Raw genomic sequence first — 14,317 nt, forward strand, 5'->3', positions numbered from 1 at the left:
CACGGCGCCTAGCGCGCAGCAAGTGGACGGCCCCGTTCTGCCTGCAATCGACTCCCGATGAAAGCCTCCCAATTCTTCATTTCCACCCTCAAGGAAGCTCCGGCGGACGCCGAAGTGGTCAGTCACAAACTCATGACGCGGGCCGGGCTGATCAAGAAGCTGGGCGCTGGCATCTATAACTACATGCCTCTGGGCCTGCGCGTGATCCGCAAGGTGGAAGCCATCGTGCGTGAAGAGATGAACCGCGCGGGTGCTGTCGAGCTGACCATGCCCGTGGTGCAGCCCGCTGAGCTCTGGCAGGAAACGGGGCGCTTTGAGAAAATGGGCCCCGAGCTGCTGCGCATCCAGGATCGCCATGGTCGCGACTTCGTGGTGCAGCCGACCAGCGAAGAAGTGATCACTGACATCGCCCGCCAAGAGCTCAAGAGTTACAAGCAGCTGCCGAAGAACTTTTACCAGATCCAGACCAAGTTCCGCGACGAGCGCCGCCCCCGTTTTGGCCTCATGCGCGGACGTGAGTTCATCATGAAGGATGCCTACAGCTTTGACCGCGACCAAGTGGCCGCCAAGGCCAGCTACCAGGTGATGGCCGCAGCCTACCGGCGGATTTTCGATCGCTTCGGCTTGACCTATCGTGCCGTGGCCGCTGACAGCGGCGCCATCGGGGGGGATCTGTCGGAAGAATTCCAGGTGATTGCTGCAACAGGTGAAGACGCTATCGTCTACTGTCCGCAGAGCGACTACGCCGCCAACATGGAAAAGGCCGAAGCGCTGGCCCCCGCCGGACCACGCGGCGCAGCCACGCAGGCGCTGACCAAAACAGCCACCCCAGGCAAGAGCACCTGTGCCGATGTGGCAGAACTGCTGGGTGTTCCGCTGAACACCACGGTCAAGTCACTGGTGCTGGCCACGGATGAAACCAACGAAGCGGGTGAGATCGTCAAGACCCAGGTGTGGCTGCTGCTGCTGCGCGGCGACCACGATATGAACGAGATCAAGGTTGGCAAGGTGCCCGGACTGGCGGGCTTCCGCTTCGCGACGCTGGGCGAAATTGAGGACCACTTTGGCTGCAAGCCGGGTTACCTGGGTCCCATCGGCCTGAAGAAGCCTTTGAAGATCGTGGCAGACCGCGAAGTCGCTGTGATGGCCGACTGGATCTGCGGCGCCAACGAAGTGGACTTTCACATCACCGGCGTCAACTGGAGCCGCGACCTGCCGGAGCCCGACATGGTGGCCGACCTGCGCAACGTGGTGGCGGGCGACCGCTCCCCCGACGGCAAGGGCGAGCTGGCGATCGAGCGCGGTATCGAAGTGGGCCATGTGTTCTACCTGGGCACCAAGTACAGCAAGGGCATGAACGCGACCTTCCTGGGCGACGACGGCAAGCCGGCATTCTTCGAGATGGGCTGCTACGGCATTGGCGTGACGCGCCTGCCCGCTGCCGCCATTGAACAAAACCACGACGAGCGCGGCATCATCTGGCCGGACGCGATTGCGCCGTTCACCGTGGTGGTCTGCCCCGTGGGCATGGACCGCAGCGAGGCCGTCAAAGCCACGGCCGAGCAACTGTATGCCGACCTGCTGGCCGCGGGCGTGGACGTGATCCTGGACGACCGTGGCGAGCGCCCCGGAGCGATGTTTGCCGACTGGGAACTGATCGGCGTGCCACACCGCGTGACGATTGGCGACAAGAGCTTGAAAGAGGGCGTTGTCGAGTACCAGCACCGCCGTGACACCGCCGCCACCAAGGTGGCCGTGGCCGACATCCTGGCCCATGTGAAGGGCCGCATGGCCGTATGAGCATGAGCGGCGCCTCCTCCATCGCTCCGTCGGCCGCGGCCTCGGGCAGCCCCGCGGGGCTGTCGCGGCGCGGCTGCCTGGTGTCGCTGGCTTCGCTGGCAGCGCCCGCCGCCTGGCTGGGCGCTCCGCAGGTGGCGTACGCTGGCGGGCAGCTGGAGGAGCCCCTGATGGACTCGGTGCGCACCGCACTCAGCTCTGCCATTGCCAACCAGGCGCCGCCCGAGCCGGAGTTTTTCACCACCGAAGCGCGCCTGCACTACCTGCGGTGGCTGGGTACGCAAAGTGATCGACTGCGGCCGCGCAAACCGGACCTGGAAGTACGCCGCGACTTCCTGCAGACGGTCTGGTACGAATCCAAGCGCGCCGGGCTGGATGTGTCCCTGGTCCTGGGGCTGATCCAGGTAGAAAGCGGATTCCGCAAGTTTGCGGTGTCCAGCGTCGGAGCGCGGGGCTACATGCAGGTCATGCCTTTCTGGACGCGCGTGATTGGCGATGGCGACCCGGGCAAGCTGTTTCACATGCAGACCAACCTGCGTTTTGGCTGCGTCATCCTGCGTCACTACATCGATCGTGAGCAGGGCGATTTGTTCATGGCCCTGGGCCGCTACAACGGCAGCCGCGGCCGGTCGCCTTACCCGGATGCGGTCTTTGGAGCGCAGCGCAAGTGGCTTTTTGCCGATCGGCCACAGTCGCCGGCCGCGTAGAGCGATCAGCGCGGCGGTGACACGGGCCGCGCCTTGGTCACTCCACAGCGGTTCCCGTCGGTGCTGACGGGCTCGGGGCCGATGCACCAGGGGCCCCGCCCAGCCTGGAGACCATGACCTGATCGATGCGGTAGCTGTCCACGTCCAGCACCTCAAACTTGTAGCCGCCCCAACTCACGCTGTCAGTGCGGCGCGGCACGCGGCGCAGCATCACCATCAGGAAGCCCGCCAGGGTTTCGTACTCGCCGGTGTGCGGCAGCTCGTCCAGCGACAGGGCGTGCAGCACATCCTCAATGGGGGTGACCCCATCAATGAGCCAGGAGTTCTCATCCCGTCGCACGATCTGCTCCTCGTCCGCCGGGCCCACCAGGTCACCCATCACGGTGCTCATGACATCGTTGAGTGTGACCACACCGACCACCAGGCTGTACTCGTTCACGATCACGGCAAAGTCCTCGTGGACTTGGCGGAACTGCTCCAGCACCTCCGACAGGGTCAGCCGGTCGGGCACGATCAGCACCTTGCGCACCAGGCTGTCGTCGGCCAGCGAAATCGGCTGGTTGTTCAGCACGCGCTGGAACAGATCCTTGGCATCCACATAGCCCACCACGTGGTCGATGTCGCCTTCGCACACCGGGTAGGTCGAAAACGGCTCGGCAGCGATGCGCAGGCGGATGACCGAGTCGGGCTCGTCGCGCAGAAAAAATGCAATGCGGTCGCGCGGCGACATGGCGCTGGACACTGTGCGCGTGTCCAACTCAAACACGTTGGTGATGACCTGCTGCTCGCGCGCCGCCAGCACCCCGGCACGGGCGCCTGCCTCCATCATGGCCAGGATATCGTCTGACGTGATGCGGTCATCGCGCAGCGATGACAACCCCAACAGGCGGAACAGCGCGTCGGCCCCCCGGCTGTAGAACCACACCAGCGGGCGCAACAGGGTCATGCACCAGGCCATGGGCTGTGCCAGCCGCACCACCAGCCGCTCGGGCTCTGCCATGCCCAGGCGTTTGGGGAACAGATCGGCAAACAGGATGAACAGCGAGGTGATGATGAGGAAAGACGCCAGGAACCCCGCCCGCTCGGCCGTGGGCCCCGACATCCACAGCGCAAACAGTTCGCTGAAATGCGGGCTCAATGCCCCCTCGCCCACGATACCGCCCAGGATGGCCACAGCGTTTTGCCCCACCTGCACCACCGTGAAGTAGTCGCCTGGCTGCTCTTGCATGCGCAGCACCCGGTCCGCGCGCGCGTCGCCTTCGTCGGCCATCTGGCGCAGGCGCAGGCGGCGGGCGGCCGCGAGCGAAATCTCGGCCATGGAGAAAAAGGCGCTGGCTGCAATCAGCAGCCCGATCACGAAGAGGCTTTGGGACAGGGTCATGGGACGAAGGCGGAACCGGAGTACAGCGGTACACCGGGCCACCAAGTGTATCTGGGCACCTTGCACACGGGCCCGCTGGCGCGCCTTGTGACGCATGCCACCTGCCGCCCCGTGCCACTGCATGGTGTGGCAGGGGGAAGGGTGGCGCGTGCGGGCGACCGCGTCGCGCTATTTACTGCACAAAGCCAATCCGGCTGCGCCCCGTGGCGGCCTTCGGCAGGTCGGTGATCTCCACCGTGGACCGGCGGTCCAGCCGCGCATTGCCGAAACCCGTCATCAGCGCCCGCCGCATTTCGCGCGGGGGCATCTGTGCCAGGTGGTCCAGCACGTCATCCGTCGGCTCCGGGTCCAGCAGGCGGCCCCAGTCGTGCCCCGCGCGGATGCCCTGGTACAGGTTGCGCGCAATGGTGCGGGCATGCTCCAGCGTGGGCGCCTCCACCTCGAACACGTTCATGCGGTTCAGGATGGGATCGGGAATGCCGCGTGTGTCGTTCGCGGTGGTAATCCAGATGACCTGGCTCGCGTCGATGGCCACCTCGGCAAACTCGTCGGTAAAGCTCTGGGCGGTGTCGTACTCCAGCAAGCTGTACAGCGCACCCAGCGGGTCGTACTGCGCATCGCTGCTGGCCTTGTCGATCTCGTCCACCACGATGACGGGATTGGCATATTCGCCTTCCACCAGCGCCTCGAACACCTTGCCAGGGCGCGCGCCCTTCCACTGCGCCGAGGAGCCCGACAGCAGCCAGCCAGCGGTCATGGAACTCATCGGCAGCAGGTTCATGCCCGTGCCCAGCAGCTCGGCCAGGTGGCGCGCGAAGTGGGTCTTGCCGATGCCGGGTGGGCCCAGCAGCAGCATGGGTGTGACCTCCAGGCCATCGCTGCTGTCCTGCGCCAGCGCCACGTGGCGCTTCACGTCGTCCAGCACCTCGGTGAAGTTGGGCAACTGCTCGTACAGGCTGGCCATGTCGGGGATGCCCAAGGGCTTGACCTGAAAACGCTCCGGGCCGCGCTCCAGCATGCGTTCGTACACGGTGCGCAGGGTTTCGTATTCCCTCTGGTTGCCGGACTCCTGCAGGCGAGCGAGCTTGCGCTCGACATCGCCCGGGTGGAACACATTGCGCATCTGGGCCACCGGCAAGCGCAGGGCAGGTGGCTGGGGAACAAGGCTATGGCTGGTCATTGCATGCTCCTGTGAGGGTTACGTCACGCAATCATTCAAGCACACAACATGCCCGCTGCTCCATCGGAAAAGCCCCTGATTGGTGCCTCTGTTGCGGGCAAACAAAAAGGCCGCCCGAAGGCGGCCTGATGGCGGGTGAGGCAATGGTCGCTTCGATCAGCCCTCGGTGCCCAGCACTTGCTTGAGTTCGCCCGACTCATACATCTCCATCATGATGTCCGAGCCGCCGATGAACTCGCCCTTCACATACAGCTGCGGGATCGTGGGCCAGTTGCTGTATTCCTTGATGCCCTGGCGAATTTCGTCGTCTTCGAGCACGTTGACGGTGACCACGCTCTTCGGGTCCACGCCACAGGCCTTGAGGATCTGGATGGCGCGGCCGGAGAAACCACACATGGGGAAGCTGGCGCTGCCCTTCATGAAAAGCAGGATGTCGCTGGATTTGACGAGGCCGTCGATGCGTTGTTGGGTGTCGCTCATGGGAAAACTCCTTGAAAGAGGCTGCGGGCGAATGGATGCTGAGGGCCCGCGATGGAGGGATTATTTCATTGTCGGCCATTGCCCGCCTGTGCAGCGTGCGATGTCGGCAAGGTCATTGCGGCTTTGTACCCGCACAAAGCCCTGGGCGGCAAGCAGCGCCTGCACGGCGTCTGCCTGGTCGTAGCCATGCTCCAGCAGCAGCCAGCCGCCCGGCCGCAGGTGGGCGGGCGCCTGGGCGACGATGGCGCGGATGTCTTCGAGGCCGTCCGCGCCGCTGGCCAGGGCTTGCAGGGGCTCGTGCGTCAGCGCGGCCAGGTGTGGGTCGGCGCTGGCGATGTAGGGCGGGTTGGAGACGATGGCGTCGAATGGCCCCTCCACTCCCACCAGCCAGTTGGCCTGCCGAAACTGCACGGGCAGGCCTAGCCGCTCAGCGTTGGCCTGCGCCACAGCCAGGGCATCGGCACTGGCATCTACCGCCAGCACCCGGGCGTCGGCGCGCTGGCTTTGCAGTGCCAACGCAATCGCGCCGCTGCCGGTGCCCAGGTCCACCACGCGCGGTGATGTCAGCGGGGCGATCACCTCCAGCGCCCAGTCCACCAGCGTTTCGGTGTCAGGGCGCGGGTCCAGCACGCGCGCGTCCACCTGCAGCGGCAGGCCGTAGAACTCCTTGCGGCCGGTGAGGTAGGCCACGGGCTCGCCCGCCACGCGGCGCTGGCACAGGGCAATGAACTGGGTGTGTGTGGTCTCGTCCAGTGCATCGGTATCGTGTGCCAGCAGCCAGGCACGGCCAGCATCAGGGCGGCCCACGGCATGCAGCAGCAGCAGTTGCGCGTCGATGCGTTGCAGGCCCAGGGTGTGGGCTTGCGCCAAGGCCTGGGCAAGGGTGGGAGAGGCGGTGTTGTCCACTAATGTTTTGATAGCTGTAAAGGCATATGAATCATGCGCTATCAGCCAGTTTGACTCATATTTTGCTGTCCTTAACCGTTGGAGCCCATTTCCAGCTCTTCAAGCTGCTCGGCCTCGCGCGCATGGGCCAGGGCCTGCAGCACGTCGCCCAGGTCGCCTTCCATCACGTACAGAAGCTTGTACAGCGTGAGGTTGATGCGGTGGTCCGTGAGCCGCCCCTGCGGGAAGTTGTAGGTGCGGACGCGGTCGCTGCGGTCGCCGCTGCCGATCAGGCCCTTGCGCAGCGCGGCCTCCTTGGCGGCGCGTTCGCTGCGTTCTTTCTCTTGAATGCGGGCCTGCAGCACCTGCAGCGCCTTGGCCTTGTTGCTGTGCTGGCTGCGGCCGTCCTGGCATTCGGCCACGATGCCGGTGGGCAAGTGCACCACGCGCACGGCCGAGTCGGTCTTGTTGATGTGTTGGCCACCGGCGCCGCTGGCGCGAAAGGTGTCGATGCGCAGGTCTGCCGGGTTGAGCTTGATGGCCTCGTGCTCGTCGGGCTCGGGCATCACGGCTACGGTGCAGGCGCTGGTATGGATGCGGCCCTGGGTTTCGGTGGCGGGCACGCGCTGCACGCGGTGGCCGCCGGATTCGAATTTGAGAGCCCCGTAAACATGGTCTCCCTCTATGCGCAGCACGATTTCCTTGTAGCCGCCGAGCTCGGCCGCGTTCTCGCTCACCACCTCCACCTTCCAGCCTACGTTGGCGGCGTAGCGGGTGTACATGCGCGTGAGGTCGCCTGCGAACAGGGCGGATTCGTCACCACCCGTGCCTGCGCGGATTTCGACAAACGCGTTGCGCGCGTCGTCGGGGTCCTTCGGTAAAAGCAGGCGCTGCAGTTCGTCTTCCAGTTGCAGCAGCTCGGCCTCGGCACTGGTGATTTCTTCCTGTGCCATCTCGGCCATGTCGGGGTCGGCCAGCATCTCGCGCGCACCCGCCAGGTCGGCCTCGCGCTGCTGGTAGCGGGCGTAGCGGCCGGCGACCTGCGTGACCTCGGCATGCTCGACGGAGATGCGCCGGTACTGCGCCATGTCGCTCATGATGTCTTCGCGCGAGAGCAGGAAGTCGAGTTCGCCCAGGCGCTGTGCGTAGCGCTCCAGCTGGCTTCTGAGAAAGGGTTTCATGGAATTCTGAAAAAAGGATTTGCTACAAATTTGGTAGCTGGTGGTGCATGTAAATCATGCGCCTGGGGCCGATTTGGCTCAAATCGGGACGGCTGTGGAGCGGGCGAGCACCGCTACAGTCCGTTGTTGTTGGGCGTCTTGCTTTGCGAGCGCAGGAACAGGCGCGAGACGGTCTGGGCCGTCTGGGCGCGCATCTCTGCGTCGCCCGCGCGCAGCTCGGCCAGGGTGCCGTGCAGCATTTTCTGTGTGAGGCCGCGCGAGAGCGCTTCGAGCACGGCGTCCACATCCTCGCCCTTGGCCAGCAGCTTCTTGGCGCGCGCGATTTCCAGCGCGCGCCATTCGTCCGTCTGGGCGTTGAGCTGCTGGATCAGCGGCACCACGCCCCCCTCGGCGGCGGCGGGGCTGCGCAGCTCCATCCAGTGCATGAAGCTCTGCACGCCCGCGTCGATGATGGCCTCGGCCTGCGCCACGGCGGCCTGGCGGTTGGCTTGCGCGGTCTGCACCACAGTGGCCAGGTCGTCCACGGTGTACAGGTACACGTCGCCCAGGGCCTTGACCTCGGGTTCGATGTCGCGAGGCACGGCCAGATCGACCATGAACATGGGGCGGTGGCGGCGCTTCTTGAGGGCGCGCTCCACGGCACCCAGGCCGATGATGGGCAGGCTGCTGGCGGTGCAGCTGATGACGGCGTCGAATTCGTGCAAGCGCTCGGGCAGGTCGGCCAGGCGCATCACCTCGCCGCCAAAGCGGGTGGCGAGCTTTTCGCCGCGTTCCAGCGTGCGGTTGGCAATGGCGATCTGCTTGGGGTTCTTGGCGGCGAAGTGCGTGGCGCACAGCTCGATCATCTCGCCCGCGCCGACGAACAGCACGCGGATCTTGGAGAGGTCTTCAAACAGCTGGCTGGCCAGGCGCACGGCGGCGGCTGCCATGCTGATGCTGTGTGCGCCGATCTCGGTGCTGGTGCGCACCTCCTTGGCCACGGCAAAGCTGCGCTGGAACAGCTGGTTGAGCGTGGTGCCTAAAGCGCCGGCCGTCTCGGCGGCGCGCACCGCGTCTTTCATCTGGCCCAGGATCTGGGCCTCGCCCAGCACCATGGAATCGAGCCCGCTGGCCACGCGGAAGGCGTGGCGTGCGACGAGGCTGTCTTCCAGCGTGTAGGAGTGCGAGCGCAGCAGCGCGGGGCTCACGCCGCCGCTGTGGGCCAGCCAGCCCAGCGTGTGGTCCACTGCGGGCTGGTCGCCGGCACAGTAAATTTCGGTGCGATTGCAGGTGGAGATGATGGCGGTTTCCACCCCGGGGTGGCGGCTGGCAGCGCCGCCAGAGTTGCCCAGCGACTGGCGCAAACCGTGCAATGTGGGGGCGATCTGATCGAGCGCAAACGCAAACCGGCCGCGCAGATCGAGCGGCGCGGTGGTGTGGTTGATGCCGAGGGCCCAGACTGCCATAAGCTGCAATTATAAAATTGTTGGCCCGAACAGGCGGCCTTGCTTGTTCAAGCCTTGATTTGGGTCAATTCCATGGGTCCGCTGGACATCGTCAACCACCTCCTCAACTTTGTCGCACCCGCTGCCGCCATGGCGCTGGTGTTGGTCCTTTCGGGCCGTCTGGTGGGCTCCCGCAGTGCCTCTGCGATGTCTGTGTGGCTGCGTTGGGCGATTCTGTTTGCCGTGGGGGTGGCGGTGCTCGCGGCAGGGCTGGTGCTGTGGGGACGTGACGGCAAGATGCTCACCTATGCCGCGCTGGTGGTGGCCTGCGCCACTTGCCAGTGGGTGCTGGTGCGGGGCTGGAAGGCTTGAAGCTTTCAGCAAGCCGTCACGTGTTTTGAGGGTTTGCGAGAGGTGATCTGGAGGGCTGTCGCGCCCTGGTGTCTGATAGCCTCTTTACACCTTCCAGGACGGTTGCCATGGCCCGCTCTGACGGAACTAGCGAACCCCCCGTACACCCACAACCAATGCTGGAGACAACCCCATGAAGCTGCTGCGTACCTGCATCACCCTGGCCGCAGGCCTGGCCTTTGCTGCCGCCGTGCAAGCGCAGGCGTTTCCGTCCAAGCCCATCCGTATCGTGGTGGGCTTCCCTGCCGGCGGGCCTCTGGACCAGCATGCGCGCCTGCTGTCCGACAAGCTGCAAACCGTGCTGGGCCAGCCGGTGGTGATGGACTACAAGGCCGGAGCCGGTGGCACCGTGGGCGCGCAGGAGGTGATGAAAGCGCCCCCTGACGGCCACACCATCATGCTGGCCAACACGGGGGTGATGGTCATCAACCCCGCGCTGTACAGCCGCCTGCCCTATGCCACCCTCAAGGACTTTGTGCCCGTGGCGCGCACGGCCATGCAGCCGCTGGCCTTGCTGGTCAACACCAGCGTGCCCGCCAAGAATCTGCAGGAGTTCATGGCCTATGCCAAGTCGCGGCCCGGTCAGGTCAACTTTGGCTCGGCGGGCAATGGCGGCATCAGCCACCTGGTGCCCGAGATGTTCAAGACCGCCACGGGCCTGTTCATGGTGCACATCCCCTACCGGGGCAGCGCTCCGGCATTCACCGACCTCATGGGCGGGCAGGTGCAGTTCATGGCCGAGAGCATTCCGCAGGCCGCGTCGTACCACAAGCAGGGCAAGGTACGTGCCCTGGCCGTGACCAGCAAGGAGCGCAACCCCGCGCTGCCCGAAGTGCCCACGGTGATCGAGAGCGGCATCAAGGGCTTTGAGGTGGTGGGCTTCTATGGCTTTCTAGCCCCTGCAGGCACACCCAAAGACGTGGTCAACAAGCTCAGTGACGCCTTTGGCCAGGTGTTGCAGATGCCCGATGTGCGCAATCGCATGGTGAGCCAGGGGGCGGATCCGGCGTTTCTGGGCGCGGACGACTTTGCCAAGTTCCTGGCCTCGGAGATGCCCCGCTGGGCCGACGCCGTCAAGAAGTCTGGCGCAAAACTCGATTGACCCCCTGAGGCGCTACGCGCCTTCGCCCTGCAGGGGGACTCCATCGGTGTCCCGGCAAACCCGGTCCCCGGTGGCGCTGGCTTGGGGCGGGGTTGGTTGGAAGGTGCGCCCTATGGCGTGGCGGGCGAGAAGAAGTCGACGCGGTCGGTGATGATGCCGTCCGTGCCCAGCGCGATGAGGCGCTGCGCCGCCCAGTCGTCGTTCACCGTGTAGCTCAGCGTGCGCATGCCCATGTCGTGGACTTGCGCCACCAGGGCCGGGTCCCACAGCGCGTGGTTGCACACGATGGCCACACAGCCGAGCGCCTGCGCCTTGTCAAAGCATCCGTCCCACAGCGCGTCGATGAGCAGCGCGCGGGGCAGGTGGGGCGCGGTGGCCATGGCGCCCGCCAGCGCCTCGGGCTTGAACGACGAGAACAAGGGCGGCACGGCCTGCCCTTGCCATAGCCGTGCGGCGTATTCGCCCACCACGCGGCCGGTAACTTCTTCCTGGCCTGGTGTGGGCTTGATCTCGATGTTCAGGAAAAACCCGTTGGCAATGCAGTAGCGCGCCAGGTTCTCCAGTGTGGGAAGGGGCTCGCCCGCGTAGCTGCGTGAATGCCAGCCACCTGCATCCAGCTGGGCGAGCTGGGTCCAGGGCAGGTCGCCGCCGGTGCCGTGGCCGTTGGTCGTGCGCTCCAGCGTGGCGTCGTGCATCAGAAAAGGCACGCCGTCGCTGCTGAGCTTGGCGTCGCACTCGAACATGCGGTAGCCGTATTGGGCACCCAGCCGGAAGGCGGCCAAGGTGTTCTCAGGGGCCCGCTTGCCCGCACCGCGGTGGGCGATCCAGCGGGGGTAGGGCCAGGGGGCGAGGGTAGACGAGGGTGCGCTCATGCGGGTTCACCAAATTTCAGCAGGTTGCCATGGGGGTCGATGACATACATCTCCTTCATGCCCCAGGGCTGGACAGTGGGAGGTGCCAGTTGCAGGCCGCGTGCCGTGAAATCCGCATGCAGCAACCCAGTGTCTGCGCGCACGTAGCACGAAGTGTTTTCTGCAATGTGGCGCTCGGTGCAGGGCCAAAAGTGCAGCTCGCAGCCATCGCGCTGCAGGATCAGGTAGTTATCCATCTCCAGCAGTGCGGTGAACCCCAGCCGCTCGACGTAGAACTGCCGGGTCTCCGCCAGGTGTAGCGAGGCCAGCACCGGCACGGTGGCCAGAACCCCGCGCCCGGCGCAGGCGGCTTCAGGCGGCTGCACTGGCTCAGTCAGGGATGCGTTTACCGGTGGTGGCATCGAAAGCGTGCAGGCGGTCGGGACGGGGCACGACGTGGATCACCGCATCCGGCTGTGGCGCGTGGGTGCCTTCTTCTACCCGCACGATGATCTGTTCGCCGTTGATGCGGCCGTAGATCAGGCGCTCGGCACCCAGCAACTCCACAGTTTCGACGGTAACGGCCCAACCCTCGCTGCGCACATCCAGATGCTCCGGGCGGATGCCCAGAATGGTGCCCGGTTTGGCGCCTGGTGCGTTTTCGAGCAGGTTCATCGGCGGCGAGCCGATGAAACTGGCCACGAAGGTGGAGGCGGGCGTGTGGTAGACCTCTTCGGGCGTGCCGAACTGCTCCATGTTGCCCGCGTTCATCACGATCATGCGCTGGGCCAGCGTCATGGCCTCGACCTGGTCGTGTGTCACGAACAGGCTGGTGATGCCCAGTTCGCGGTGCAGCTTCTGGATTTCGAGGCGGGTCTGGGCGCGCAGCTTGGCGTCCAGGTTGGACAGCGGCTCGTCAAACAGGAACACCTGGGGCTGGCGCACGATGGCGCGGCCCATGGCCACGCGCTGGCGCTGGCCGCCCGACAGCTCGCGCGGCTTGCGATCCAGCAGGTGGCCCAGTTCGAGGATCTTGGCGGCCTTGTCGACGCGCGCCTTGATCTCTTCCTTGGGTACCTTGGCGATCTTCAGGCCATAGGCCATGTTCTCGAAGTTCGTCATGTGCGGGTACAGCGCGTAGTTCTGGAACACCATCGCGATGTCGCGCTGGGCGGGTTCCAGGTCGTTGACCACACGGTCGCCAATGCGCAATTCGCCGCCGGAGATTTCTTCCAGGCCCGCGACCATGCGCAGCAGGGTGGACTTGCCGCAGCCCGAGGGGCCAACGATGACGACGAACTCGCCGTCCTTGACCTCGGCGTTCACGCCGTGGATGACCTGGTTGGCCTTGGGGCCCACGCCGTAGCGCTTGACGATGTTGCGAAGAGAGAGGGATGCCATATGTGCAATGAATTTGATAGCTACAGGGGCTTATTTAACAAGCGCTTGCAGGAGTTTTGTCTTATTTTTCGGTGTCCACCAGGCCCTTGACGAACCAGCGTTGCATGACCACCACCACAAAGGCAGGCGGCAGCATGGCCAGGAGGGCCGTGGCCATCACGATGTTCCATTCGTTGCCTGCGTCGCCACCGGCCAGCATGCGCTTGATGCCGATGACCACCGGGTACATGTCTTCGGACGTGGTCACCAAGAGCGGCCACAGGTACTGGTTCCAGCCGTAGATGAACTGGATCACGAACAGTGCGGCAACCGAAGTGCGCGACAGCGGCACCAGGATGTCCTTGAAAAAGCGCATCGGACCGGCGCCGTCCACTCGTGCGGCCTCCACCAGCTCATCGGGCACCGTCAGGAAGAACTGGCGGAACAGGAAGGTGGCGGTGGCCGAGGCGATCAGTGGCACCGTGAGGCCCGCGTAGGTGTTGAGCATGCCCAGGTTGGATACGACCTGGTAGGTAGGCCCGATGCGCACTTCCACGGGCAGCATCAGCGTGATGAAGATCAGCCAGAAGCAGATGCCCTTGAAGGGGAAGCGGAAGTACACGATGGCAAACGCCGACAGCAGCGAGATGGCGATCTTGCCCACCGTGATGACCATGGCGGTGACAAAACTCACCCACATCATGCGGGCCACAGGCGCGGTGGAGCCCGCACCCGCGCCGCCGCCAAACAGCGCGTCGTGGTAGGTCTGCCAGAAGTTGCTGCCGGGCACCATGGGCATGGGCACCTGAACGATGTCCTGTGCGGTATGGGTGGAGGCCACGAAGGCCAGGTACAGCGGGAAGCCGACGATGATCACGCCCAGCACCATGATGAGGTGCGAGAACGCTGTGAGATAGGGGCTGCGTTCGACCATTTTTAGTATTGAACCTTTTTCTCAACGTAGCGGAACTGAATGACGGTGAGCACCACCACGATGGCCATCAGCACCACCGATTGCGCGGCCGAGCCGCCCATGTCCATGGCCTTGAAACCATCGTGGTAGACCTTGTAGACCAGGATGGAGGTATCGCGCCCGGGACCGCCCTGGGTGGTCGAGTCCACGATGGCAAAGGTGTCGAAGAACGCGTACACGACGTTGATCACCAGCAGGAAGAACGTGGTGGGCGACAGCAGCGGGAACTGAATGCTCCAGAACCGGCGCCAGGGGCCCGCACCGTCGATGGCGGCGGCTTCGATCAGCGATTTGGGGATGGACTGCAAACCTGCGAGGAAAAACAGGAAGTTGTAGGAGATCTGCTTCCACACCGCTGCAATCACGATCAGCGTCATCGCGTGGTCGGAGTTGAGCATGTGGTTCCAGTCAAAGCCCGACTGGCGCAGCATGTAGGCCACCACACCCAGGGAGGGCGAGAACATGAACATCCACAGCACACCTGCCACCGCAGGGGCGACGGCGTAGGGCAGCAGCAGGGCGGTCTTGTAGACGATGGCGCCCTTGATGATGCGGTCGGCGAAGA

At 64.9% G+C, this 14,317-nt stretch carries 15 protein-coding genes; 4 read left to right on the plus strand and 11 right to left on the minus strand.

Features of this window, described 5'->3' with window-relative positions:
* The first annotated feature begins 57 nt into the window (after positions 1-57).
* Complete coding sequence (locus DBR23_RS11510; protein ID WP_108498333.1) at positions 58-1,800, plus strand: proline--tRNA ligase; 1,743 nt, start codon at positions 58-60, stop codon at positions 1,798-1,800.
* The gene (locus DBR23_RS11515; RefSeq protein ID WP_082565084.1) at positions 1,797-2,504 is read left to right on the plus strand and encodes a lytic transglycosylase domain-containing protein; all 708 of its coding nucleotides are present in this window, start codon (positions 1,797-1,799) and stop codon (positions 2,502-2,504) included. Before DBR23_RS11510 ends, DBR23_RS11515 begins: the two co-directional genes overlap by 4 nt.
* Before the next feature lie 37 nt (positions 2,505-2,541).
* Here the strand turns inward: DBR23_RS11515 and DBR23_RS11520 are convergent, their stop codons facing one another.
* The 6 genes from DBR23_RS11520 to hemA all read right to left on the minus strand — a co-directional run bounded on the left by DBR23_RS11520 (position 2,542) and on the right by hemA (position 9,056).
* Positions 2,542-3,885, minus strand: coding sequence for a hemolysin family protein (locus DBR23_RS11520; RefSeq protein ID WP_056060334.1), 1,344 nt, complete (start codon positions 3,883-3,885; stop codon positions 2,542-2,544).
* Positions 3,886-4,057: 172 nt separating this feature from the next.
* A complete protein-coding gene (locus DBR23_RS11525) occupies positions 4,058-5,065 on the minus strand; it encodes an AAA family ATPase (RefSeq protein ID WP_108498334.1) in 1,008 nt (335 codons plus the stop codon).
* Positions 5,066-5,221: 156 nt separating this feature from the next.
* Positions 5,222-5,545 carry a Grx4 family monothiol glutaredoxin gene (gene grxD, locus DBR23_RS11530; RefSeq protein WP_056060339.1) on the minus strand — a complete coding sequence of 108 codons (324 nt, stop codon included), beginning with the start codon at positions 5,543-5,545 and terminating at the stop codon, positions 5,222-5,224.
* A gap of 60 nt (positions 5,546-5,605) precedes the next feature.
* A complete protein-coding gene (gene prmC / locus DBR23_RS11535; RefSeq protein WP_108498335.1) occupies positions 5,606-6,451 on the minus strand; it encodes a peptide chain release factor N(5)-glutamine methyltransferase in 846 nt (281 codons plus the stop codon).
* A 71-nt stretch (positions 6,452-6,522) separates the two neighbouring features.
* Positions 6,523-7,611: a peptide chain release factor 1 gene (gene prfA, locus DBR23_RS11540; protein ID WP_108498336.1), complete on the minus strand. Its 1,089-nt coding sequence runs from the start codon at positions 7,609-7,611 to the stop codon at positions 6,523-6,525.
* Between the two features lie 113 nt (positions 7,612-7,724).
* On the minus strand, positions 7,725-9,056 hold the full coding sequence (gene hemA, locus DBR23_RS11545) for a glutamyl-tRNA reductase (RefSeq protein ID WP_108498337.1): 1,332 nt from the start codon (positions 9,054-9,056) through the stop codon (positions 7,725-7,727).
* A gap of 72 nt (positions 9,057-9,128) precedes the next feature.
* On the opposite strand from hemA, the gene DBR23_RS11550 reads away from it, so the two are divergent.
* Complete coding sequence (locus tag DBR23_RS11550) at positions 9,129-9,407, plus strand: hypothetical protein (protein ID WP_056060351.1); 279 nt, start codon at positions 9,129-9,131, stop codon at positions 9,405-9,407.
* 172 nt (positions 9,408-9,579) lie between these two features.
* Positions 9,580-10,548, plus strand: coding sequence for a tripartite tricarboxylate transporter substrate binding protein (locus DBR23_RS11555; RefSeq protein WP_108498338.1), 969 nt, complete (start codon positions 9,580-9,582; stop codon positions 10,546-10,548).
* 110 nt (positions 10,549-10,658) lie between these two features.
* Here the strand turns inward: DBR23_RS11555 and ugpQ are convergent, their stop codons facing one another.
* The 5 genes from ugpQ to DBR23_RS11580 form a co-directional block, all read right to left on the minus strand.
* Positions 10,659-11,420 (minus strand): glycerophosphodiester phosphodiesterase, encoded by a 762-nt coding sequence (ugpQ, locus tag DBR23_RS11560; protein WP_108498339.1) that lies wholly within the window; start codon positions 11,418-11,420, stop codon positions 10,659-10,661.
* Positions 11,417-11,785: a VOC family protein gene (locus DBR23_RS11565; protein ID WP_108498340.1), complete on the minus strand. Its 369-nt coding sequence runs from the start codon at positions 11,783-11,785 to the stop codon at positions 11,417-11,419. Before DBR23_RS11565 ends, ugpQ begins: the two co-directional genes overlap by 4 nt.
* Before the next feature lie 4 nt (positions 11,786-11,789).
* A complete protein-coding gene (locus DBR23_RS11570; RefSeq protein WP_108498341.1) occupies positions 11,790-12,800 on the minus strand; it encodes a sn-glycerol-3-phosphate import ATP-binding protein UgpC in 1,011 nt (336 codons plus the stop codon).
* 61 nt (positions 12,801-12,861) lie between these two features.
* Entirely contained in the window at positions 12,862-13,713 is an 852-nt protein-coding gene (ugpE, locus tag DBR23_RS11575; protein WP_056060366.1) for a sn-glycerol-3-phosphate ABC transporter permease UgpE, read from the minus strand.
* A 2-nt stretch (positions 13,714-13,715) separates the two neighbouring features.
* The coding region (locus DBR23_RS11580) for an ABC transporter permease subunit (RefSeq protein WP_233250404.1) at positions 13,716-14,317 on the minus strand (602 nt) is incomplete at its 5' end.

It is taken from the genome of Acidovorax sp. HMWF018 (assembly GCF_003061035.1).
Taxonomy (GTDB): domain Bacteria; phylum Pseudomonadota; class Gammaproteobacteria; order Burkholderiales; family Burkholderiaceae_C; genus Acidovorax; species Acidovorax delafieldii.